The 22,682-nt window shown below is 50.3% G+C and carries 22 protein-coding genes; 8 read left to right on the forward strand and 14 right to left on the reverse strand.

The window, feature by feature from the left end; translation table 11 throughout:
- The first annotated feature begins 25 nt into the window (after nt 1–25).
- Complete coding sequence (locus M1D70_RS30680; protein ID WP_456288757.1) at nt 26–1,306, forward strand: polysaccharide deacetylase family protein; 1,281 nt, start codon at nt 26–28, stop codon at nt 1,304–1,306.
- A 183-nt stretch (nt 1,307–1,489) separates the two neighbouring features.
- Nucleotides 1,490–2,596: a glycosyl hydrolase family 8 gene (locus tag M1D70_RS30685; protein WP_456288758.1), complete on the forward strand. Its 1,107-nt coding sequence runs from the start codon at nt 1,490–1,492 to the stop codon at nt 2,594–2,596.
- Nucleotides 2,597–2,622: 26 nt separating this feature from the next.
- On the opposite strand, the gene M1D70_RS30690 is transcribed toward M1D70_RS30685, so the two are convergent.
- The 8 genes from M1D70_RS30690 to M1D70_RS30725 all read right to left on the reverse strand — a co-directional run bounded on the left by M1D70_RS30690 (nt 2,623) and on the right by M1D70_RS30725 (nt 9,162).
- Nucleotides 2,623–3,336, reverse strand: coding sequence for a TSUP family transporter (locus tag M1D70_RS30690; RefSeq protein WP_433941837.1), 714 nt, complete (start codon nt 3,334–3,336; stop codon nt 2,623–2,625).
- A gap of 200 nt (nt 3,337–3,536) precedes the next feature.
- Nucleotides 3,537–3,878, reverse strand: a complete 342-nt coding sequence (locus tag M1D70_RS30695; RefSeq protein ID WP_009591139.1) for a zinc ribbon domain-containing protein YjdM — start codon at nt 3,876–3,878, stop codon at nt 3,537–3,539.
- Nucleotides 3,879–4,074: 196 nt separating this feature from the next.
- A complete protein-coding gene (locus tag M1D70_RS30700; RefSeq protein WP_009591229.1) occupies nt 4,075–5,091 on the reverse strand; it encodes an SDR family oxidoreductase in 1,017 nt (338 codons plus the stop codon).
- Nucleotides 5,092–5,364: 273 nt separating this feature from the next.
- Entirely contained in the window at nt 5,365–5,865 is a 501-nt protein-coding gene (locus tag M1D70_RS30705; protein ID WP_009591225.1) for a cupin domain-containing protein, read from the reverse strand.
- Between the two features lie 105 nt (nt 5,866–5,970).
- On the reverse strand, nt 5,971–6,510 hold the full coding sequence (locus M1D70_RS30710; protein WP_456288759.1) for a DinB family protein: 540 nt from the start codon (nt 6,508–6,510) through the stop codon (nt 5,971–5,973).
- A 61-nt stretch (nt 6,511–6,571) separates the two neighbouring features.
- On the reverse strand, nt 6,572–7,519 hold the full coding sequence (locus M1D70_RS30715; protein WP_456288760.1) for a helix-turn-helix transcriptional regulator: 948 nt from the start codon (nt 7,517–7,519) through the stop codon (nt 6,572–6,574).
- 23 nt (nt 7,520–7,542) lie between these two features.
- On the reverse strand, nt 7,543–8,292 hold the full coding sequence (locus tag M1D70_RS30720; RefSeq protein ID WP_456288761.1) for a class I SAM-dependent methyltransferase: 750 nt from the start codon (nt 8,290–8,292) through the stop codon (nt 7,543–7,545).
- Nucleotides 8,293–8,625: 333 nt separating this feature from the next.
- On the reverse strand, nt 8,626–9,162 hold the full coding sequence (locus M1D70_RS30725; RefSeq protein ID WP_009591201.1) for a hypothetical protein: 537 nt from the start codon (nt 9,160–9,162) through the stop codon (nt 8,626–8,628).
- Nucleotides 9,163–9,269: 107 nt separating this feature from the next.
- On the opposite strand from M1D70_RS30725, the gene M1D70_RS30730 reads away from it, so the two are divergent.
- A complete protein-coding gene (locus tag M1D70_RS30730) occupies nt 9,270–10,184 on the forward strand; it encodes a phosphatidate cytidylyltransferase (RefSeq protein WP_456288762.1) in 915 nt (304 codons plus the stop codon).
- A 116-nt stretch (nt 10,185–10,300) separates the two neighbouring features.
- On the opposite strand, the gene M1D70_RS30735 is transcribed toward M1D70_RS30730, so the two are convergent.
- Entirely contained in the window at nt 10,301–11,296 is a 996-nt protein-coding gene (locus M1D70_RS30735) for a sensor domain-containing diguanylate cyclase (protein ID WP_456288763.1), read from the reverse strand.
- 35 nt (nt 11,297–11,331) lie between these two features.
- Nucleotides 11,332–12,147, reverse strand: a complete 816-nt coding sequence (locus M1D70_RS30740; protein WP_456288764.1) for an alpha/beta fold hydrolase — start codon at nt 12,145–12,147, stop codon at nt 11,332–11,334.
- Nucleotides 12,148–12,620: 473 nt separating this feature from the next.
- On the opposite strand from M1D70_RS30740, the gene M1D70_RS30745 reads away from it, so the two are divergent.
- From M1D70_RS30745 to M1D70_RS30755, 3 genes are read left to right on the forward strand one after another with little or no spacing between them, the layout of a single operon-like run.
- Nucleotides 12,621–13,973: a glycosyltransferase family 2 protein gene (locus M1D70_RS30745; protein ID WP_456288765.1), complete on the forward strand. Its 1,353-nt coding sequence runs from the start codon at nt 12,621–12,623 to the stop codon at nt 13,971–13,973.
- A gap of 29 nt (nt 13,974–14,002) precedes the next feature.
- Entirely contained in the window at nt 14,003–15,094 is a 1,092-nt protein-coding gene (locus M1D70_RS30750; RefSeq protein WP_456288766.1) for an acyltransferase, read from the forward strand.
- Between the two features lie 6 nt (nt 15,095–15,100).
- On the forward strand, nt 15,101–16,264 hold the full coding sequence (locus tag M1D70_RS30755; RefSeq protein ID WP_009591188.1) for a glycoside hydrolase family 18 protein: 1,164 nt from the start codon (nt 15,101–15,103) through the stop codon (nt 16,262–16,264).
- A gap of 195 nt (nt 16,265–16,459) precedes the next feature.
- Here the strand turns inward: M1D70_RS30755 and M1D70_RS30760 are convergent, their stop codons facing one another.
- Both M1D70_RS30760 and M1D70_RS30765 read right to left on the reverse strand, forming a co-directional pair.
- Nucleotides 16,460–16,987, reverse strand: a complete 528-nt coding sequence (locus tag M1D70_RS30760) for a DinB family protein (protein WP_304145063.1) — start codon at nt 16,985–16,987, stop codon at nt 16,460–16,462.
- Between the two features lie 125 nt (nt 16,988–17,112).
- Nucleotides 17,113–18,249 (reverse strand): VanZ family protein, encoded by a 1,137-nt coding sequence (locus M1D70_RS30765; protein WP_456288767.1) that lies wholly within the window; start codon nt 18,247–18,249, stop codon nt 17,113–17,115.
- Between the two features lie 252 nt (nt 18,250–18,501).
- Between M1D70_RS30765 and M1D70_RS30770 the strand changes: the two genes are divergently transcribed.
- The gene (locus M1D70_RS30770) at nt 18,502–18,903 is read left to right on the forward strand and encodes a MerR family transcriptional regulator (RefSeq protein ID WP_456288768.1); all 402 of its coding nucleotides are present in this window, start codon (nt 18,502–18,504) and stop codon (nt 18,901–18,903) included.
- Nucleotides 18,904–18,914: 11 nt separating this feature from the next.
- A complete protein-coding gene (locus tag M1D70_RS30775; RefSeq protein ID WP_456288769.1) occupies nt 18,915–19,763 on the forward strand; it encodes an SDR family NAD(P)-dependent oxidoreductase in 849 nt (282 codons plus the stop codon).
- Nucleotides 19,764–19,812: 49 nt separating this feature from the next.
- Here M1D70_RS30775 and M1D70_RS30780 read toward each other — a convergent pair whose 3' ends face one another.
- Nucleotides 19,813–20,802, reverse strand: coding sequence for a phosphotransferase (locus tag M1D70_RS30780; RefSeq protein ID WP_456288770.1), 990 nt, complete (start codon nt 20,800–20,802; stop codon nt 19,813–19,815).
- A 364-nt stretch (nt 20,803–21,166) separates the two neighbouring features.
- Nucleotides 21,167–22,645: a protein adenylyltransferase SelO gene (locus M1D70_RS30785; RefSeq protein WP_456288771.1), complete on the reverse strand. Its 1,479-nt coding sequence runs from the start codon at nt 22,643–22,645 to the stop codon at nt 21,167–21,169.
- Nucleotides 22,646–22,682: the final 37 nt, after the last annotated feature.

Consider the following 22,682-nt stretch of genomic DNA (forward strand, 5'->3'; position numbering starts at 1 on the left):
AACATCTAGAGAAAGGAGGGCCGTCATGTCTGACTCCTATGGAAAAGTCATTGAGCTGCTGGCGATCGAGGGGGATACCGAGGCTTTCGCTCTGCGAATCAAGCTATCCTTCTCGGAATCGGCGGAGCTGTTGTGGTTAACCGATCATGAAACCATAGCGAATATAGCGACCGTGTCGGAATTTAACGGGGTTCACAAATACCGATTATCTTTACATACAACATGGGATGCCATCCAACAGCAATACATAGGCTCCATTACGCGTACATATCGTGACCATGGCGAGCGATTTTCATTTGCTTGCTCCGTTCACTTCAGGAACGAATTAGAGGCGATTAAAGCTATCCGGCATTTGGACGATGTATCTACCCTGTCCTTCCTGTCTGCGCCTCCATCCGAACCGGATCAGTCCGAAGAGGTGCAGACCGATGGAAATCGAAACGCCACGCGCTCTGCAAGGAAGCGGCATCGGCTTCCGCTTAAGCTGGCAAGCGCAACCTTGATGAGCTTGATTTTTGTAGTATTGCTAAGTTCATTTAATTACTCGTACCCGAGTGACATCCGGCATGAAGCTGCGATAACCGCCGCAGCGGAGGTTGAAACGGTCATCCAATTGCTTGCCGAGAACCGGAATGCGATGATCGCCAAACCTGTATCCGCCTCCGTGGAGAAGGAAGCTGATAGCAAACCGAGGAAGGAGATCAAGACTTCGGCTGCCGTTCCGCAGCTGGAGCTTAAGGATTTCATCTCCTACAGCATCCCCAAAGGGTATGTCGCCCTTACGTTCGATGACGGGCCATCCAAGCATTCCATAGATATCATGAACGTCTTGAAGAAACACGAGGTTGGCGGGACGTTCTTCTTTGTCGGCACCAATGTGAAAAAACATCCGGACTACGTCAAGGCCATCCATGCCAACGGGTACTCCGTCGGCAGCCATTCGATGACCCATAGCCAGATGCCAAGCCTTACTTATGAAGAACAAAAGGCGGAATTGACCCGGGCGGCCAATCTCATCGAGCATATTACGGGCGAGAAGCTGGTGCTCTTCCGTCCGCCTTACGGTGCCTTTGATGACCGGACCGAGGCGTTAAGCCTCCAGCAGGGCAATAAAGTGGTGCTCTGGAACCGGGATCCCGAGGATTGGCTGACCCGCGACGAGGATAAAATCCTGGACTATGTCCAGCACATCGAAGCTTCCGGCTCCATTATTCTCCTGCATGAATCCCAGGCGGTCGTGGATGCGTTACCGAAGATCATTAAGAGCCTGCAGGATCAAGGACTTACCATCGTCAGTCTGCAATAATCGCTATACGCTTATACAAGAAAGGCTGTACCTTTGATGATTTGGAGCCTCCAACATCAGGTACAGCCTTTTTTAGTGAAGTATAACCGTTCCTACAGCCAGGGGGCTATGTTCACCGCCGCCCAGTCTTTCTTGAAGGCTTTAACCTGTTGAATATCGAAATAGTATGGTCGAGGTGAACCTATGACAAACCGGATTCCAACGCGCAAGAAAGCCATTCTTGCAATCATCGTCGTTCTTGCCCTTGCCGGCATCGTCCTCTTAGCCTGCTGGATCATCCAGAACAAGGAGAGTCCTGATTTGACCGCAGCGTTCATTGAAGAGCATATGACAAACGATAACGGTACCATTGCCACCTACCTTAAACCCGCTGCTTCCGAGAATCCGGATATCGTTGCCGGTCGGGAAGCGTTATCCGAGTCGCTCGGGCTTTGGATGCAGACTGCCGCGGTATCCGGCAATCGAGCCCGGTTCGACGACAGCGTCCAGCTTCTTACCACCTATTTTCTTAATCAGGAGCAAGAGCCTTATATCCAATGGAAGCTCAGGCCGGACGGTCAATCCGAGGTCACAACCAATGCGCTGGGCGATGATCTGCGAATCCTCGATGCCCTGCTGAAGGCGTTCAATCGCTGGGGCGAGGAAGAATACCTTCAATTGGCAAAAAAGATCGGGTCTGCACTCCTTGCGGTTCAAACCGAAGGTTACCTCGTCGATTATCATGATTTTGCACGGGATGAATCCGCCGCCGCGTTAAGCCTGGTCTACGTTGACTTATCGGCACTGCGCGAAATGCATAATAACGGAATCCTATCCTCCCAGGATTATGAACGATATCGAAACCTGCTCGCTCATATGCCTTCGGACGGCGTTTTCTATCCCAAAACCTTTCACATCGGTACCGGCCAATATGAATACGACGCATCGGTCAATCTGATCGACCAATTGATCGTTGGCATCCATCTCGCCGAGATGAATCATCCGTCAACAGATCTTATAGCGTTCCTGAAGGGAGAATTCCGCCAGCATCAGCGGCTGGCAGGCCGCTACACCCGTAAAAGCCGCAAACCGGACGCGGATTACGAGTCGCCTGCCGTTTACGGCCTGGCCATCATTCTGGCGCTGCAAACCAAAGACCTCCCATGGGCGCAGCAGCTGCATGAACGCATGCTCCAACTCCGGGACCAGGATCCCGCTTACCCGGGGGGATACGTGTTTGACGGGAATACGCATGCTTTTGATAACCTGTTTCCCTTGCTGGCCGAGACGCTGTTCGAGCAATCCAAATGATGATTCTGCCATCTTCTTTGGTATGGTTACAAGCTGTCGATCAGCATATACACACCGGTAAAGATCAAAATGATATAGGTAAAGATCTGAAACACGCGCTGGTTGATGACGTTGAATAAACGCTGTCCGATAAACAGCCCGATGAATACCAGCGGCAGCGCCATTCCGCTTGATACCCAGACCGTCTTGGACGTTCCCGCCACGATCACCTGAATGATCAAACTCAGGGAGTAGATGAACAAATAGAAGGCCAGGGTCGTCCCTCTCAGTTTGGCCTTCTGCGTATCGGTGCCCGAAAAATATAACAGCAGGGGCGGACCCGGCATGCCGATGCTCGTCGTTAGAGAACCTGAGAGTCCTCCCACCGCCAAATCCCTGCCGCGACTTTGGTTTATTCTAAACTTCAGCATCAGCATGACGGTCAGTGCCAATATGATCAGACTGACGCCCAGCTTCAGATAGACGATATCGATGAGCGAAAAAACAACGATGCCCAGAGGGAGACCTGCCGCGCTTCCGATCACCAATCGTTTAAGGATGCCGTAATCGATGTCCTTGCGGATTTTGGCAATCAGGGCAGCCGATATGACAAGCGATAGAATCAGATTAATCTGAATGGCCTCGGCGGGCCGGAACAACAACAGGAGAAACGGCGTAGCCAGGATGGAGAACCCAAAACCGGTACTGGTCTGGAGAATCGACGCCACGAATATAATAACCGCAAACAGTATGATATCCACGCTGTACCTGCTTTCTTCACCTATTCGGGGAGCTTCTATACGAAGCAAGCCCATCCTGTCATTGTACCATAAGGCCATCACGAGACTGCTCCTCATTTGTTGCCGCAATAGGCTGCAAAAGCCCTGGTTAGACGAGAAAAACCCTCCTTGATGGAGGGTTTTTGCTGCTGCTATTCATGATGGAACCGTGCTAACACATCTTAACTCTTTTTAACGAATTCCGATTTCAATTTCATGGCCCCGAATCCTTCGATCTTGCAATCGATATCGTGGTCGCCGTCAACCAAACGTATATTTTTCACTTTCGTGCCTATTTTTAATACGGATGAGCTGCCTTTTACTTTAAGATCTTTGATTACCGTTACGGAATCGCCGTCGGCCAATACATTTCCGTTCGCGTCTTTAATGACCCTAGCATCTTCATCATGCTCCGCTTGGGACCCCGGGGTCCATTCATGAGCGCATTCGGGGCAAATCAGGAGGTTCCCATCCTCATATGTATATTCTGAATTACATTTAGGGCAATTCGGCAAAGTAGACATCGTTTCGTTTCTCCATTCTTTTTTTACAATAACTATACCCTATATCCGAAACAGATGTCCGCTATATACTTCCGCCTTTGAAAGATTAAGCCTTTCCGCTCTCAATAGAAGAGAGCATTGATATCAAAACGGTGGGCACCCAGAACTGGGTGTCCTCCTTTTATGTATCCCGTCCATACCTATCCTATCCTAAGCCTTACCCCGTAATGATCGACTTGGCCTTCTCCAGCGCGGAGATGACCTTATCGCACCACGCATCAAACTCTGCGTCCTCCCGCTGATGTTCCGGGTGGGCTAAAATATAGTCCACGGTCTGCTTGATCCCTTGATCGGCACGGATGGTTGCCACGAATTCAGGGACCAGCCGCTTCAGCTTGCTGTTATCGAACACCACCGTATTCGCTTTGTCTCCCAGTAACGACCCGCGGAAATCCTGCGTGCTGGTAGCATCCAGGAACTCGGAAGAGACATGCACCGCATTCAGCTGTACGCCAAGGGCATCCGCAATGATTTCATAAATTTGATTCCAGGTGAGCGACTCGTCAGAGGTAATATGCACCGACTCCCCGATGGCATGGATATTGCCCATCAGGCCGATGAAGCCTTTTGCAAAATCGCGGTTATGCGTCAGGGTCCACAGCGATGTCCCGTCTCCATGAATAAGGACCGGTTTATTCTCCAGCATGCGCTTCACGACCTGCCAGCTTCCCTGGCTGCCGTGCACGCCGAGCGGAATGGACCGCTCATCGTACGTATGGCTTGGCCTTACAATGGTCACCGGGAAGCCATGCTCCCGATACTGCTTCATCAGATAATCCTCGCAGGCTATTTTGTTTCGGGAATACGCCCAGTATGGATTGGATAAAGGCGTCCCTTCCGTAATGCGATAATCGGATAGGGGTGTTTGATAGGCTGAAGCCGAGCTGATAAAGATGAACTGTTTGGTTTTTCCTGCAAATAGGCGGTAATCCCTCTCCAAATGGGCCGGCTCGAATGCAATAAAGTCGGCTACAGCATCAAAATCGAGATGCTCAATCAGTTTCGCTACTTGGTCTTCGTCATGAATATCGGCTTGCAAAATATGTGCGCCCTCGGGCAACGTGTCGTTTCGGTTCCCTCGATTGAGCAAGTATAACTCGCAACCTTGTTCCAGCAGCTGCTTCGTAATCGCCGTGCTGATCGTTCCGGTTCCTCCAATAAACAACGCTTTCATAAACTGCACCTCCGGTAGCAATAATGAGAAGACTGACTGCAACTTGACCTTCTATCCTTTACGATAGCATGGGCACGGGTGCATTACAATTTCCAAAAAGGGTTGAACCGCACCGGACTTTGAGCAGAGGGTAGAGCAGGAAGCATTACAGAGGTGGAGGTCGTGCGTGAACCGGCATGAGGCTAACGTGCTGTTTTGTAACGCGCAGAAAGACTCCCGTCTGCTTGCGGCAAGCGGGAGTCTTTTCGTTTCTAATAATGTCGCATGCTTAGGTTATTTCACCCATTTATGCAGCAGGGGCCCTTCCTCTCCAAAGACAGGATCCGTATCCGGAACAGGCACGCTTTGGATTTCGTTGATCGCCTGGGTCCGATCCGTCGGGTTCCGCTCCCTCATGTTCGGCGTATTCCCTTCGGGATAGGCACCAATCACTTCGAAGTCGGGCGTACTGGTAAGCTTCATATGTGCAGTACCCGCCGGTAAGACGATCACGTCACCTGTAGCAAGCTCCAACCGCTCCCCTGCATCCCCGCCCACAAGGACGGTCGCGCTTCCGGACCGCACGCCCAAGACTTCGTGCGTATTGCTGTGATAATGATGGTAATCGTATACGCCGCCTGACCAGCTGCCGCTCCAGTGATGCCGTTTAAAGGCTGCCTCCAACCCGCTCGGGTCATCCGCGAATACCCCATTGTACACAATGACAGGCAGGTCGGGATTGTTGGGAACCTCTCCATCATCATTCACGAAAAATGATCTGACATGTACTTCCACGGTCATCCGCTCCTTTCGACTCATTGTTCACTCGTGTACCAGTACCCGGACCGAGCGTGTCTCAAACAATCTTCTTGCAAGAAAAACGATATTCTTGATATGTCATCATACCCGCTGCGCTAACGCCTGTTTCAACCGATTCAGCTGTCGAATATGATGACGATAATGCATCTCGATAAGCAAAAACCACTCTTGGGCATGCAATCCTCCGAACCGCGGGTGGGAAACGGTATGCTTCAGGGATGCTTCTCCAAGCATCGGTTCGGTTTCTTTCATCCGATGGAGGACGGTGTTCATGCCTTGAACCAGCTGCTCTTTGCTTTCAGGCTGTTCCGGCGTATACTGTGGAGACGGTGGAACCTGAATGCGGATGGGCGGGAAACTGCCCTGTTCGAATATTGCCGCTCCCTGCTCCGTTTTTCCGGCCGGGGAAGCTGCCGCATCTCCATTCATCTTCAAGCACTGGTCGATGTTACGCAGATGCATATACTGTGCGGATTGAATCAAGTGCTGGTACATTTGCCCGATCGACCACTCGTCCTCTGCCGGCTTATATCTTAATTGCTCCTCACTGAATCCATCCAGCTCCTGCACATAAACCTTCACCGTCTCTTCCAAGCGCTGCAATGCTTCCTTTGTATTCATATCAACAACTCCTTCATCATCTTTGTACCGAATATACAAAAACGCTACTGACAACGTCATGTCAGTAGCGTTTAAACATCTTCTCCGCTTCGTCGCGGATTCGGTCTCGGAAGGATTGGGGTTCAAGCACAACGACATCCGATCCCCAGCTCAGCACCCAATGCAGGATCTCCTCCGGACGGCGGACGCGAAAGCTCACAAGCAGTCCTTCCTCGCATTCCTCTAAAGTCTCCATATAATAGTTGCCGGCTTCCTTTACTCGATCCGCGATGCCATGACTTGCCAGAACCCGTACCAGCAGGTTGCGGTCATCCCGTGGCCGATAATTCTCCAAATGAAAATCCGGCGGCATCTCAAAGCGCTCCTCAAGGATCGTCAGATCCTTCATGCGGGACAACCGAAAATGGCGAATGCCTTGCCGGAGGTCGCACCAGGCAATCAATGTCCATGAGCCTTGAAGAAAGGCCAAGCCATAAGGGGCCGCCGAGCGAAAGCTCTTTCGGTTGCCTTTGGAATCCGGCATGTTCTTCACGTAATGGAATTCTAGCTTCCGTTCCTCAAGTATGGCCCTACGAACCGATTCCAGATAATCCCCCTCTTCTCCTAAAGCTGCCTTGCTGCCGGGAGCAAGGAGCCGCATGGTCTTTCGAACCCGGGCAGCGTCTGCGCGGACACGGTCCGGCAGAATGGACTCTATCTTCTTGCGGGAAGCCCTAGCCTTCTCGCCATATTCTGCGTCAAAGCGCTGCTCGACGAAATCCGTTCCTATGAGCAGCGCCACGGCTTCCTCCGCCGTGAACATGATGGGCGGCAGGAAGTACCCCTCCATTAACGAGTATCCTTGCCCGGGGGCTCCGATCACGGGTACGCCTGCTTCGCTAAGAGCCTGAATATCCCGGTAGATGGTCCGGACGCTCGTTTCGAATAGGGATGCCAAATCTTCGGCCCGCATAACCTTGCGCTGCTGCAGCTCAAGCAGGATGGCCAGTAATCGATCGGTCTTGTTCATTCTATATTTACCTCCGGAAGGACTTAAACCTCTCCCCAGTACACCTTCGTCTCGTAGTCAAAAAACACGCAGCCATCCTGCTCATTCCGTTCATAGATGGTTTGGAGCTCCTTCATCATCGGCTCGTAGTTCGGATGCCCGGGCAGGGGAGCATAAGATGACGAGTGAAGGCGGCCGCATAAGCCTTCATAATCGAATGTCTGCCGATTGAAGAATTTCGCCTCCTTCATATCTCCTGATCGGAAAAAGGCCGCCAGCGTTTCATGCCCAATATTCTTCTGGTCCACTTCTTTATAGTCGGTGCCATAGGTAAGGAGCAACTGCTCATACGCCTCCAGGAACGGCGTTCCCTCCGTGAGCCTGGAATTCCATATCAGGGCAACCTTCCCGCCCGGCCTCAGAATCCGCCGAAACTCCGCCTGGGCCGCATGACGGTCAAACCAGTGAAAAGCCTGGGCGCTCACGATATGATCCACCGATTGATCGGGCAGTCCCGTCATTTCGGCCGAACCGGAAACCATGCGGAAGCCGGGCTCGCCGCCAAGGTCCGACTCGGCGGCTTCCCGCATCGCCTGATTGGGCTCCACGGCGGTCACATGACTCCCCCGTTTCAGCAGCAGCTTCGTGAATATCCCCGTCCCTGCGCCTATATCGGCGATCTCGCCATCCAGTCCCACCGTGCCATACAGATAATCCATGACCTCCTGCGGATAACTCGGGCGATACTTCGTGTACGAATCCACGCGATTCGAAAACCGTTCCTTGCTGTTCATCCTAAACCACGCTCCCATCCAAGATATAAGCGAATCCTGACACCAACGACTTATCGTTTCATTAGATGAAACTTCATTTCATTTTCATAACTCCATTTTATAGCAAACGCTGTTTAATCTCCAGTACTTGCTGCTGGAAGGGGCTTCCGACCTTCATCATCCACGAACTACAAAAAGCCCAGCCTCATCTGGTTACAGACTAAGCGGGCTTTTCCTTATCTCGTGGTCATTCGAATGGAACAAGCTGACGCTGCCGACGCATGAAAATGTCTTGGCTACCGTCCCCATACAGCTTGGCCATGTCCGCCGGACGCCGGCAATGCCTTGTGAAGTTCAAGGCTCATACTCGCTCAGCTTCCCTTCATATATCAACTGCAGGCGCTCGCTTTGGCGAAAATCGTCCGGCGTCACCAAGGCAGGCAGCTTATCCCATAACCTTACTCCGGAACGCTGGAGAATCTCGGCCACGAATTGCGAACAGAAATAGGAATTGCTGAATTCGATCGGTTCCTTCAGGGCGATGCCCAGGACGCCCAATATGTTATAGAAATACTTTTTATCCTTTCGGATAAAAGCCTGCAGGACCCGCTTCATTTTCGCGATGTCGCGTTCGGATACCTGAAGCTCATAGATCACGCAGGTCGTGTTGGGGTACTTGCTGAACGTTCCCGTCTTCAAATCCTCCTTCACGAACCCGCCGTTCAGGGGATTGTTCGGATTCTTCCTCCCAAAACTATATAACTCCGACAGCTCCCGGTTAAAGGAGATCGAGGCATGATTATAAGGCGCTCTCGTATAGCCCTGAATGACTTTCGTAAAGAGCGTTCCGGTATTGGTAAGCAATATAAAGACCGATTGATCGTCTACCATTTACGAAATTTCCCCTTATCCGTATTGAATTATTCCTTCATAATAACATATGATTCTTTTAGTAGAACAAGAATCGTACCCCGTGACAAGTTGGTGATGACAGGCATATGGAAAGCTCGCTTTTAACCTTGATCCTTATATTCTCCGTCTTATCGGTCATCCAGCTCCTGTATTACGTGATGAGCAAGACGCAGCCGAATATCGACTATACCGAAGTAGGATTCCGCATCAAAACCTGGTGGGGCATGCTCGTCATCTTCTGTTTGGCGACCCTTTTGAATCCCGTTGTATCCCTGCTATCCCTTATGGTGCTGACCTTCTTTACGCTCAAAGAATATTTCTCGATGATCAAAACCCGGAAGGCCGACCGCCGTTTATTTCTGTGGGCTTATCTAACCATACCCGTCCAATTCTATTGGATCTATATCGAATGGTACGGGATGTTCATCGTGTTCATTCCAATCTATGTATTCTTGGTGCTGCCGCTTCCGCGGTTGATCAACAAGGGCACCGTCGGATTTATGCGCAGCGTCAGCTCGACCCAGTGGGGACTGATGCTCATGGTATTCGGTCTCAGCCACCTGGCCTATTTTCAGTTTGCCACGCCCCAGTATGGAGCTGGGCTCGTGCTGTTTCTCGTCGTCTTAACGCAGCTGAACGATGTGGTGCACACGATCGCTTCCCTCTATTTCGGCAAACGGAGAATCGTGCCGACATCGAACCCGAATCTCACTTGGGAAGGCTTTGCGTGCGCGTTTCTCGTTACCACCGGATGCTCCTATCTCATCTATCCCTATCTGACGCCGCTCAGCCCGACCTTTAGTCTCTTGTCCGGCATGCTGATCAGCCTCGCCGGCTTCTTCGGCAGCTTGACGGTTTCCGTGCTGAAGCGCGATTTATTAATCGGGGATGACGGACGATTCGATGCTTTGAAGAAAAGTTACCTGAGCCGCGTCGACAGCCTGACGTATACCTCGCCGATCTTTTTTCATTTCATCCGTTACTTTTACGATTTTATGTAGTTTCGCCTCTCACGCAAAAAATAGGTTAACAAGGCTCGGGGGCCTGAACCTCTATAAGCCATAACCATGCGAGCTTAGGCTCAACTTGGTTATGGCTTTTTGATGAATAGAATGTATTAAGGCGAATATCCCTGGAGCCTCAAATCCTCATAATGGGTAACCCGGTTTCGTCCGTTTTGCTTGGAGGCATAGAGGGCTTCATCCGCTTTTTGCAGGAGCGTCGCTTCATTGGCGTCCGGAGTGGCCGTGATAATGCCGATACTGATCGTCATGCTGCCCGTTTTCCAGCTGAAATCCTGGACTGCCCGCCGTAACCGCTCCGCGCCGGCCTTTGCCTTCTCCGCATCCGTTTCCGGCAGGATCATGACAAACTCCTCTCCGCCATAGCGGGCCACCGTCTCCCCTTCGATGGCGTGGGTCTTCAGAATGGTTGCTACATTAAACAGAACCTCATCCCCATACCCATGTCCCCAAGTATCGTTCACGCGCTTAAAATGATCAATGTCGATGATGAACAACGAGAGCGGAATCCGGTTATGGTTATACTGCATCAGCTGCTCTTCCAGCTTCTCCTGAAAGAATCTTCGGTTCTTCAATCCGGTCAGCTTGTCGGTATTCGACAGTTCCAACAGAACCTCGTTAATCTCCATGAGCTCCGTCTGCTTCCGTTCAATCTCGGCATGGATCTGCTGCAGCTCGGCCAATGCCTGGTCTTTCTCCCAATAAGCCTTCTCGATCTGCTTGTTGGCCGTCCGAAGCTCCATTTCATAATCAATGCGTTTGCCCATCTGCACCAATACGCAGTCCAGCCGTTCCTGGCCTTCACGCTCAAATTTGCGTCCATTCAATATAAACGGTACCGATTCCCCCCGGCTGTTCTTCAGCCGGATAAACAGCTCCTCCACATGCCCGTCCAGATTGATATGCGGATAGAAGTAAGAGTGGAATATAAGCTTGTTCGCCGTCGACATCATAGCTTCAAAATGCTTAAGCACCACGTCCTCCAGCCGATACCCCATCATGTCGAGGAAGGTCTGGTTGACATCCGCCACCATGCCTTCGTGGGTGATGGAGACATAGCCGCATGGCGCATAATTCAATCGTTCATCCATTGCTAATCGATCGATCCTTTCCAAGTACATTCCCGTTAGCCTGTATATGTTGCTTCAGATTTCAGATAGTCAAGTATCAACGCAATCGTCTCTTCGGGATGGCTGATATGCGGATAATGCCCCTTCGCCTCCATCAAGCGGAACGTGCTGTTATCCAGATGACTGTGCAAATACTCGCCTGCCGCAATAGGGACGATGCTGTCATCCGAACACTGCAGGATCAGCGAGGGAACCGTAGCTTGGGATAACGCCTGCCTGCAGTCCGAGAAAAAGGTGACCTCGGCGAACTCCATCGTAATCGCCGGATCCGCCGAAATAAAGCTGCGCTCCAGCTCTTGGGTCAGCTTCGGCATCTCCGGGTTCTTCATCGCGATCGGCGCGAGGAAGCTTGCCCATCCGGCAAAGTTCATCTCCATCATATCCAGCAGCTCCGTCACATCGCTTTTATCAAATCCTCCGACGTACCCGTCATCATTCAGATATCGCGGAGATGGCCCGATCATGATTAATTGAGCGAAATACTCCGGACGTTCGATCGATGCCAGCATCCCGATCATGGAGCTGACCGAATGGCCTATAAAAATCACGTCCCGAAGCTCCAGCGCCTCCACAATGTCCAGCACATCCTGCACATAACCGCGAAGGCTGCCGTACCTCTCCGATGTATACGCCGACAAATTAGAACCGCCCGAGCCCACGTAATCGAACAGCACGATACGATAAAACGGTTCGAAGGCAGGCAGGATGTATCTCCACATGCTCTGGTCGCAGCCGAAGCCGTGCGCCAGCATGAGCGTACGCTCCCCTGTCCCCAGCACCTTCACGTGATTCCGTGCAATAACCTCATTCATGACATAAACTCCTCTATGCTCTTCCTTCTTTCTCCATTCTAAGGGACCCTATGTAAATTTCAAGTCATTTTTCCGAATGTTTGTCGATTTAAGACGAGTTGAATCGAAGTTAGGCGAAAGATGAACGGGCTCCATGTACATAGATGCTTAATCGCTTTAGCCGCCTAAAATATAGAAAGACGAACCTATACAGAGACTGTTCTCGAAAAGCATCTATGTATTCGTTTTCTTGATCCATGGAGCGGGTTTACATTTCTAGCACGATTGCGATAGTTTATTACATAAGATGTTATTTGTATTTATATGGAATTAGAGGTTATAAATGTATTAATTTATCCCTCTATGCCCGATTTTATCCCTTGACATCGAATGGACAGAAAAAGCGCTCTAATCCGCTACCCCATAGAGCAGGCCCAAGGCGCATCATACTGGTCTTCATCACAAAAAGACAGAGAAAGAGAGGAGTGAGGAGTTTGCAGTACTTTTTTTATGGATTAGCCGGCGCGTTTCTCGTGTTTCAGGCCCTCTACACATTCATACCGCTGATGTGCAGCAAGGTGAAGAAACTGAATTCCGATCTCGCCGAAAAATCAATCACGGTGCTCGTCCCCGCTTACAACGAAGAACTGACGATCCGGAATTGCATCGATGCCATGGCGGGCTTGCGCTACAGCAACTATGAGATCATGATCATCAACGACGGCTCCAAGGACGGAACCTTATCCGCCCTAGACGAGCTCTTGGATTTGGAGCCGAGTGCCAGGACGGCCGACAGCATGCTGACCTATAAGCCAATAAAAGGATGCTATCGTTCCAATCGATACCGCCATATTTACGTTATCGATAAGATGAATGGCGGAAAAGCCGACTCGCTGAATGCCGGCATCGATTATGCCGTCTCCGACATCGTCATCACCCTGGATGCGGACAGCATGCTGGAAGCCGACTCGCTCAAGTATGTGAATCAATATTTTCACGATGACGATATCATTGCGCTGGGCGGTACGGTCAAAATCGTGCAGGGGGCCGTCCGGGACAAGAATGGTGCCATCGTCGAGAAGTTTCGCGGAAAAGGGCTCATCAAAAGCCAGATCATCAATTATACGCACGGCTTCTACGTCCGCAAGCTCACGCAATCGTATTTTAATTCGATCGTGGTAATTTCAGGTGCCTTTGGCGCCTTCTATAAAGAGGTTCTCGTTCATGTCGACGGCTTCCGCAGCACGGTGGGGGAGGATATCGACATTACCCTGAAAATCCATGAATACATCAAGGCCCATCGGCTGAAGAAAAAACTCGTCTACGCCCCGGAAGCGGTATGCTATACCGAATGCCCGGAGAATCTCCCGAACTTCTACAAACAGCGCATTCGCTGGCAGAAGGCCTTCATTGACTGCATCCTGATCTATTGGTCCAGGCTGTCCCGAAAGTTCAGCGTCAACGTGAGTCTGTTCTTTGCGATTGACGGATTTATGCTGGGGACGCTCTCGGCGTTTACCACGATATTTTATCTGGGACAGACGCTGGTTGTGGGCGGGAACCTATGGCATGCCATTATCTTTTTGCTGATGAGCGTGGTGCTGAATGCCGCGCAGGTCGTCATCTCTCTGTACTTATGCCGTAAATATGGCAGCACCTATGCGTTTAGCGATTACGTGAGGATGTTCCTGTTCAGCCAAGCGGAGCTGCTAACCTATCGGAATTTGCTGCTGTACATCAACATTGCGGGCACGTTCAAATATTTTGACAATGATGAGGGCTGGGGATTCGTGGAGCGCAAAGGCGTGGCCGCCATCAGCCAGAACATTGCCGCTGGATCGAACTAAATTATAGTGAAGGAGACTGCCGAAACCGCATGGTTCCCAACAAACGAATTGTCTATGTCGATATTCTAAGAATTCTATCTATCGTAGCCGTCATTATCCTGCACTACACGGCGGAGGTGCTGACCAGCACGAATGATTTCCACTCCTCCTCATGGTGGATCAGCAATGGATTCAACTCCATCTCCCGCTTTGCCGTCCCGGTCTTCTTCATGATCAGCGGAGCGATGATTCTGCGGACGAAGATAACCTCCTACCGTGAGTTCTATACGAAGCGCGTCGTGCCGCTGCTCATCCCCCTCCTGACCTGGTCGCTAATCTACGGCTTGTACAATCAATACTATCTGATGCGAAGCAAGCTGAGTGCGTACGAGTTCATTATCGACTTCGGCTACCGGCTGCTGACCGACCGAAATTACGTCCATCTCTGGTTCCTATACGCTATTATTGCCATCTATATGACGGTGCCGCTGATCAGCAAATTCATCAAATCGTGCAGCGAGAAGGATCTGCGGTATTATCTGCTGCTCTGGTTCATCGTCAGCATCGCCTATCGTTTCATCTCGGATGCCGTCTTCCGCGCAACGGATCAATACATCAACATTCCGATCATGAACATCCCGTTCTTCATGGGATTTCTGGGTTATTTCATTCTGGGGTACTATCTCTTCCATTTCGAGCTGCCGCTTAAAGCCAAAAACATCCTGTACAATCTAGGCATCGTCTCGTTTTTTATCACGCCGGTTGCCACCTACTTCGTATCGCTGCGCAGCGGCGTACTGGATGAGATGTTCTATGGCAATTACTCCATCACCACGTTCTTCATGGCTGTCGGGTTGTTTATCTTCTTCAAGGAGAAGGAAGGCCAAATCAGCGATAAAATGAACCATAAAGTCCAGAAATTGATGAGCTCGCTCTCCCGGGCCAGCTTCAGCATCTACCTGATTCACCTGCTGGTTGAAATGATGCTATCCGGCCGAACGGAGGTTGAAGCCACGTTCCTGGAAGCCTCCCTTAGTCTGATCGTGAATATCACCATCATCTTCGCCATCAGCTACATCACCGTCAAGGTGCTGAACCTAAGCAAAACGGCAACCTACATTCTATTCGGCGGGCGAGGTTAAAGGACGATGAGAATAACGATATATACGAAAATATTCATTGTGGTGCTGCTTGCAGGCATGGGTCTTTACTTCTATCAGATCTCCGCGGCGGAGGAACGGAAAATCACGGCGGTCTACGTGGAGGCTTGGCAGGATTACCGAAATATCAAGCTATCGGAGAAAGGCGTGGACATTGCGTTTATCGCTTTTGCGAAGATCAAGGGAACGGAGCTCTACTTCCATGAAGACAGCACGACCAACAACCAGATCAAAGAAAACATCAAGCAGTTGAAGGCGGCGAATCCGAAGACCCAAATGGTGCTGGCCATAGGCGGCTACGGGGCAGACGGCTTCTCCGACGCTTCGTTGGACGGCAACCGGTACCTCTTCACCGAGAACATCATCAACCTGGTCAAGGAGCTGGACCTAGATGGCGTGGATATCGACTGGGAGTATCCGGCGTTCCATGCCTGGAACACGCAGAAGGCACGGCCGGAGGATACGAAGAATTTTACCAGTCTGATGAAGGAGCTGCGGGAGAAGCTGTACAGGCTGCCTCACAAGAACAAGAAGTATCTGCTGACCTTCGCTTCCGGAACGCAGGACTGGTACTTCCAGAACGTCGAGGTCAAAAAAGTGGAGAAATACGTGGATTTCATCAACGTCATGACCTACGACCTGACAGGCAAGTGGTCGGATACCACGGGCTTTAACTCCAATCTGTACGCGGACAGCCAGGGCAAATCCAAACACTCCGTTGACGGCATCATCTCCATGTACCTGGACCACGACATCGACGGCAGGAAGCTGCTGCTCGGCATCCCAGCCTACTCATACGGCTGGAAGAACGTGAAGGAAAACAAGGGTGCCAAGAACGGCCTGTTCGCTCCCGGAACGCCCATCGACATCGACAAGGTAAATCTCCATTATAAGCAGATCGAGAAAGCGTACCTGAATAAAAATGGCTTCAAGCGCTACTATGACAACAAAGCCAAGGCTGCCTACCTCTATGACGGCCATACCTTCATCAGTTACGAGGATCAGGAGGCCTTGAAGGAGAAGGTGAGCTACATCCAAAGCAAGAATCTCGCGGGCGCGATGGTCTGGCAGTATTCGCAGGATGCGGAGGACGGCATCGTGAACTATTTGAGTGAGCATTTGAACGAGCGTCAGCAAGCCGCCAAACGGTAACAGCGGTACCTGCCTTAAGTGGAGCTGCACCCCCGTCTTGGGGAGCGAAGTTCTGGTAGCAACCAACTCTATACGTGAAAAAAGCCGGTGATCCTCGCAGTCGAATGCGGATCATCGGCTTTTTATTATGTAGGCAAGACTCCTGCGGTGCTTTCCCCCGGCTGTATAGAGGGTAGGGCCTGCCGATTGACATCATTATCGTCTCTTTAGAATTCCCAAGTACTCGATCCATGGCCCCACGTCATGCCGGTATCGCTCGGCCAAAACCCGCACAATTTGAGACGTATGCGTTAAATCATGAACCACCCACGTCGACAGCAGCTCTCTTAATTTCACCACGCCGAATGCCGGGTGCAGACCCGTCCGTTCGAAATCCGGCGCCGAATCCATCAGAACCTTCAGTTTAGCCAGATTTTGAGCACGGATAGCCTTGAACGCCTGCAGTTTTTGATCGATGGATTGCTCCGCCGCCTCGTTCAAGTGGGCGTAACGGTCAAAGGGCGGGAACGGCTTACCCTCCCCTTCCTGCAGCAAAAACTCCAGCCGCGGTATCCAGTTGGTCCGCTCAGCTTCGATAAGGTGCTCGATCACCTCCATCGCATTCCAGGTGCCTTCCCCTTCATGGCTCCTAAGCCATCCATCCGATAAACCGGATAACATGTGCTCCAAGGTGACGGGGGTTCGTTCCAGAATCTCAACGGCTTCCTTGATATCAAAATTCATGCTCCCTCAGCTCCCATCTGTTCCGTATTCACCATGCCACTTCCTATGGAAACCGGAATCGTCTCGATTTAATAACGCAATCGACTTATTCTTGGTTCCACATGCATCCGTAATTTTTACATTGATCACTTTTCACCCGTGATTCTAACCGCCTCTATGTGACTGTATCGATTAAAGTAGAGAACTTTGTCCTTTTTGATCCATCTAATCACGATATGGCAGAAGATAAAGAACCATAACAGACCTGTAAGGAAAACCACCCCAATTGCAAAAAGGTTGGCTAGAAGATCCACTCCCATATGATTAGAAAATATCTCCGATAAGGCTGAGCAAAATAAAGGCAAATAGACAATGGCGTAACGTCGGCTCAAGCTTCCTATCCAATTCCCCTTTTCCGGAAGTAATCTCATGCGAACGATCTTAGAGCCCACCGTATTTCCCTTCCAAATCACAGGGATAACGACCATCAACACAAAGAAAACAATGGCAAAGATGATCTCGTCAACAAATAATCCTCGACTCTTCAGCAACCCGAATATAAAGCTGGTTATCACTCTGGCAATCATAATATTTAGAAGAACCTCCATGATTTGGGCACCAAAGGTTGCTTTTCTCTGGTTGTGAAAGAAGTGGCTTTGCTCACTAAGGGTTTCCCGCGATGGTATTAACACCAAAAACATGGGAGCGAGTATAAAGCCAAGTACAGTCCCAACCGTATTCGTCAACAAATCATCTACATCAAATATACGATAGGGGCATTCAAAAAAGCCAAACAAAGCGGTTCGTTGGGTTATTTCAAAGAAAAGCGAAACACCAAAGCCAATAAGAGCAGCATGAAACCATTTTGCTTTAACCTTTAAAAAATACCTCAGAAACACACCTAAAGGAAACAAAAGCAAAACATTAAAAAACATTTGATAAAAGGCCCGCGTTGTTAACAAATGGAGATAACTTGAAGGGTTCGTCCAATGAAATCCGCTTTCACGCTGAATATCCCGTATAAATTGAAAAGGTCGATATTGAATGAGAATCGTACCGGGATCCATTGAAGCACAATTATTCCGAGCACTGGGGAGTGGAAAAATCACTAAAAAGAAAGCACTTAATCCATAAAAGATAAAACTTAAGATAAGTAATGTTCTCCAAAAGCTAAAGTACCCATGTTTACGATACTGATAAACGGCCCAAGGAAGCGTCAGAAAGGACGCTAATAAAAAACATACGGAGATCGCAATGAAAATAGGCAATGCATAAGCTTGCATTTCATTCTCCCTTTCTAGAAACAGCTAGAGAAATAACAACTGAAAAGATAATAGTCTTTATATAAGCATTTCCAAAAGATTAATCTGGCAATACGTTATGATCCATTTCATCAAAGGGCACAGAGACGTAAATGATCTGTAAAGGCGGATAGGGCCGCTCCATAAATAAAAAATAGATATTGACTTGGTGTTAACACCAAGTTGTACGATAACGTTGCAACCCGTTACGAGCTGCAGAAAAGAGGTGACCCTATGGGAGAAACATTCTCCATCAAACAAGTGTCTGAACGAACCGGATTGACCGAGGATGCCATTCGCCATTACGAAAAAATCGGACTCCTCCCCTCTCCCAAAAGAAAGGATAACGGCCATCGTGTCTATCACATAGAGGATGCCGAAATTATGGAGTTGATCACATGCCTGAAGAAGACAGGAATGTCGCTGGAGGATATGAAAGCCTATGTGCATCTTCCCTTTAAGGAAAATATTCAATCCGTTCCGGAGCTGAATGCCATGCTCCAGAATTACCGTCAAAAAATTACCGGTCAGATTTCGGACCTGCAGCGCATTCTGCGGTTCATCGATGACAAGTTGAGCCAAAATCAGTCCCTGCTTAATCCCGACAAGGCGGCCAGCAAAGAATCTGAAGCATAGGAGATTTACACATGACAGAGAAAAGAATGAATAACGTCGCCTTGATCACGGGCGCAAGCTCCGGCATTGGCTTGGAGCTAACCAAGCGATTGTTATCCGAAGGCTGGCAAGTCCTCGCTCTGATCCGTTCTGTCTTTCCAACGGACGATGCACGGATTCAAGATGCACTGCGATTGCGGCAGCTCAGAACGTACAAGGCTGATTTGTCGGATTTCACGGATCTCCATGCCTCATTGGATCAGATCAAGAAACACGAGAGTCATATTGACTTGCTGTTTAATAACGCAGGCGTCTCCTTCGGCGAATTGTCCTACTCTCAACAAGGGCGCGAGATGCATTTTGAAGTAAACTCTATCGTCCCCTATATCATCTTGATGGAACTGAAGGACCTTCTTGGGAAGGGCAGCTTCAAGACGGTAATCAATACGTCTTCGAATGCGTTGTTGTATCTCAAACAGTTCGATCACCGTACCTTGGCGTCCCCTGTCGGGTTCAAGAAGCTGATTGGGCCTTATGCTGCGAGCAAATTAGCCTTATCGTTGTGGACTCAGGAGATCGCCACTTCGATGCAGGCAGATGGCATTACGATCCGAAGCGTCTGTCCGGGAGGGAATAAAACAACCATGACCAAAAACGCCGGGATGCCAAAATTCATGATCCCGATCCGTAACCTGTTCTTCTCCCATCCCAGTGAAGGAGCTTCACGTCTGTATGAAGCAGCGCTAGGTCAATCCCGACAATCGACGGGGGCATTTCTCAACAAGGGTAAAGCAACGCCTTTGAAATTCTCAAGCCAAGGTGCAGAGCTGCTTAGCACGATCGAGCTAATCTATAAGCAGGAGTTTGCAGCCATATCTTAGAACCTATGCAGCGGAGAGTCCGTGATGTTTTCAGTCGATCCCAAGAAGGCTAGTTATCGAGCTGCCATTCCTCCATGAATCGCAGGGTGTTCCGCGCATGATATTCAGCCAAATTTGAAGCAAAGACCTGATCCGGAAATCCTCGGTGAAGAAGCTTCAAGCCGCCCGAGGTTAATGAGATATAGTGATGCAGACGGTAAAATAGCATCCGATTCGGATCAAGCCCGTTTTGTTGGAAATACCGATAATGCTTCCCGAATCGCAGCTCCAGAAATGTATGCTCATGCTCGATGTCGAAGAATTGCGCACCTTCAATATCAATGAGATAGGGCTCTAAACGGTCTGTGACCAGGACATGGTCGGGTCCCAACTCGCCGTGGATAAAGCCATATCGCTTGCGTGAATCTATCCTGGATTCCAGTTCATGCAGCACAGTGAGCAGTCTGTTGTGATTCTTCCGGATACTCTCGTTATGCAGGACGATGTAGGACAGCTGTTCCTTGGCATTTTCCAGCTGTACAAGATGGCATCGCTCCCGTTGGTTCCCGCTTTGATCGGGCTTTCCGTAACTCTGCCTGTGGTTTGCATGCATGCGTTCGATCATGCTGCCTATCCGTTCCAGGACCTCATCCCGGGCCCGTTGATCCGGATCTTGGAAGTAAGCTTCTGCCTTCTGTCCTTCAATACATTCAACAAGAGCATAGTCAAACGGGTAACGGTCCTGTCTCGTGTGAAGATCATATAGAGCAGGCGTAGAAATACCATGATTCCTTAACCATCGGTTATTGGTTTCGAACGAATGACCGCCAAAGGATCGTTCATGCACACGCTCGTTCGTTATTTCTTCCTGAAAATAATTCTTCGTCAAATCCCACACATACAGAACGCAGGCAAATCCATTGCGACAGTGAATTTTATAGACCACCTTTTGCGCTCCGCCATGCATCTTCGTTACATCCGCCACAGTATATCCGGTACCTAGAACCTTCCCGACATACTCCTGTACATCTGTTTCATCGAGGTGACAAGTCCAACTCACGAGAAACCACGCCCCATTCCATTGTTTTTGCCGGCTCCCCCACTCTATGGCATTTCCGGGCAAAAATATAGACTATTTCTTTCGGCTCTGCTATGATGTTGAATTAGGTCTCGAATAAAACAGCCATACGATTTATAGCCCTTGGATGCTTGGTCCAGGGGCTTTTTTGATGTGTTTATATATAAAAAAAGACCAAGCAAAGTCTTTCTTGCTCGGTCTTCTTGAGGGATCTCGGATCTCGCATTCGTTTCCCGTGGTACACGATGATCACAGATGGAAGAGCGTTATAATCGGGCGACCAAGGGAGCCCTATCCAATCCATCTATATATCATCATTCGGACATGCTAAGGATGCTATCCTCCCTTACGTGCCGCAGAAGGTTCGGTAAGGACGGGAACGCTCGGGCACGATCGCATATTCCGCCTGTTCCGGGGAATGCGCGTATGGATTAGACAGAACGTTCAGCAGCTCTTTCATCACGCTGTAGTCCCCTTCGTTCTCCGCGGCTTCCAGCGCTTCCTCCACCCGGTGGTTCCGTGGAATGACCGCAGGATTGCTGCTGCGCATCAGCTGATGGGATTGGTCCCTGGATTCCTGCTGGCGGCCAAGCCTTGCTTGCCAGCGCTCGTACCAGGAAGCTAATTCCGGCGTGCCGTTTAGAGGCGTGTCCTCCAGCTTGTCAAACGTTAACGCACGGAAGGTATTGGTATAGTCTGCCTGATGATTTTTCATCATCTTGAGCAGGTCTTCGATCAGGGATTCGTCCTCCTCCTCTTCATGGAAGATCCCCAGCTTGGCTCTCATGCCTGCAAGCCACTGCTCGTGATACAGATCGGTGAAGGACCCAATCGCACCCTCGGCCAGCTTGATTGCCTGCTCTTCCTCTTCATGCAGCAGCGGAAGCAAGGCTTCCGCCAATCTTGCGAGATTCCAAGCGGCAATATACGGTTGGTTCACATAGGCATAGCGGCCTTGAGAGTCGATGGAGCTGAATACCGTATTCGGGTCAAAGGTATCCATGAAGGCGCAAGGCCCATAATCTATCGTTTCGCCGCTGAGGGTCATATTATCGGTATTCATCACCCCGTGGATAAAACCGACAAGCTGCCATTTGGCGATCAGGACCGCCTGACGCTGGATGACCTCCCGAAGCAACACCAGATAACGGTTGGCACCGTCTCCAAGGTCTGCCTTCGGGTAATGCCGCTTTAGAGTGTAATCGGCCAGAGCCCGTAAATCCTCGGTTGTCCCCGCTCCCCTAACGTATTGAAACGTCCCCACCCTCACGTGACTTGCAGCCACGCGGGTCAGGATGGCGCCCGGCAAATCTCTTTCACGGGTGACAGGCTGGCCGGTCGCCACAACCGCCAGGCTGCGGGTAGTCGGAATGCCCAGCGCGTGCATGGCTTCGCTGATAATATACTCGCGCAGCATCGGACCCAGGGCAGCCCGGCCATCGCCTCCCCGGGAATACGGCGTCCGGCCCGAGCCCTTGAGCTGAATATCCATGCGATCCTTCTGCGGCGTGATTTGTTCACCCAACAGAATCGCACGGCCGTCGCCCAGCATCGTAAAATATCCGAATTGGTGCCCGGCATATGCCTGGGCGAGCGGCTCGGCCCCCTCGGGTATCTCGTTGCCAGCAAGCATTGCCGCTCCTTCCGCGCTTTGCAGGGCATCGGCGTCCAATCCCAACGATGCTGCCAGCGGTTCGTTTAGAACAATCAGCTCCGGCGAGCGCACAGGCGTAGGATCTTGCTTGGTAAAAAAAGATTCCGGCAATTTCGCGTAACTATTGTCAAAATTCCATCCTATATCGTTCAAAGCTTTCCGGTTGGTCATGGGATCTCCTTCTTCATGCAGTTTGATGATGACGGTA

The sequence above is a fragment of the Paenibacillus sp. AK002 genome (assembly GCF_053903045.1).

Excerpts from the sequence above, each read along its gene's own strand:
- M1D70_RS30765 (WP_456288767.1), bottom strand. The coding sequence starts at position 18,249 with ATGCAAGCTTATGCATTGCCTATTTTCATTGCGATCTCCGTATGTTTT.
- M1D70_RS30700 (WP_009591229.1), bottom strand. The coding sequence starts at position 5,091 with ATGAAAGCGTTGTTTATTGGAGGAACCGGAACGATCAGCACGGCGATT.
- M1D70_RS30685 (WP_456288758.1), top strand. The coding sequence starts at position 1,490 with ATGACAAACCGGATTCCAACGCGCAAGAAAGCCATTCTTGCAATCATC.
- M1D70_RS30785 (WP_456288771.1), bottom strand. The coding sequence starts at position 22,645 with ATGACCAACCGGAAAGCTTTGAACGATATAGGATGGAATTTTGACAAT.
- M1D70_RS30775 (WP_456288769.1), top strand. The coding sequence starts at position 18,915 with ATGACAGAGAAAAGAATGAATAACGTCGCCTTGATCACGGGCGCAAGC.
- M1D70_RS30680 (WP_456288757.1), top strand. The coding sequence starts at position 26 with ATGTCTGACTCCTATGGAAAAGTCATTGAGCTGCTGGCGATCGAGGGG.
- M1D70_RS30725 (WP_009591201.1), bottom strand. The coding sequence starts at position 9,162 with ATGGTAGACGATCAATCGGTCTTTATATTGCTTACCAATACCGGAACG.
- M1D70_RS30755 (WP_009591188.1), top strand. The coding sequence starts at position 15,101 with ATGAGAATAACGATATATACGAAAATATTCATTGTGGTGCTGCTTGCA.
- M1D70_RS30735 (WP_456288763.1), bottom strand. The coding sequence starts at position 11,296 with ATGGATGAACGATTGAATTATGCGCCATGCGGCTATGTCTCCATCACC.
- M1D70_RS30695 (WP_009591139.1), bottom strand. The coding sequence starts at position 3,878 with ATGTCTACTTTGCCGAATTGCCCTAAATGTAATTCAGAATATACATAT.
- M1D70_RS30730 (WP_456288762.1), top strand. The coding sequence starts at position 9,270 with ATGGAAAGCTCGCTTTTAACCTTGATCCTTATATTCTCCGTCTTATCG.
- M1D70_RS30760 (WP_304145063.1), bottom strand. The coding sequence starts at position 16,987 with ATGAATTTTGATATCAAGGAAGCCGTTGAGATTCTGGAACGAACCCCC.
- M1D70_RS30710 (WP_456288759.1), bottom strand. The coding sequence starts at position 6,510 with ATGAATACAAAGGAAGCATTGCAGCGCTTGGAAGAGACGGTGAAGGTT.
- M1D70_RS30740 (WP_456288764.1), bottom strand. The coding sequence starts at position 12,147 with ATGAATGAGGTTATTGCACGGAATCACGTGAAGGTGCTGGGGACAGGG.
- M1D70_RS30770 (WP_456288768.1), top strand. The coding sequence starts at position 18,502 with ATGGGAGAAACATTCTCCATCAAACAAGTGTCTGAACGAACCGGATTG.
- M1D70_RS30750 (WP_456288766.1), top strand. The coding sequence starts at position 14,003 with ATGGTTCCCAACAAACGAATTGTCTATGTCGATATTCTAAGAATTCTA.
- M1D70_RS30715 (WP_456288760.1), bottom strand. The coding sequence starts at position 7,519 with ATGAACAAGACCGATCGATTACTGGCCATCCTGCTTGAGCTGCAGCAG.
- M1D70_RS30720 (WP_456288761.1), bottom strand. The coding sequence starts at position 8,292 with ATGAACAGCAAGGAACGGTTTTCGAATCGCGTGGATTCGTACACGAAG.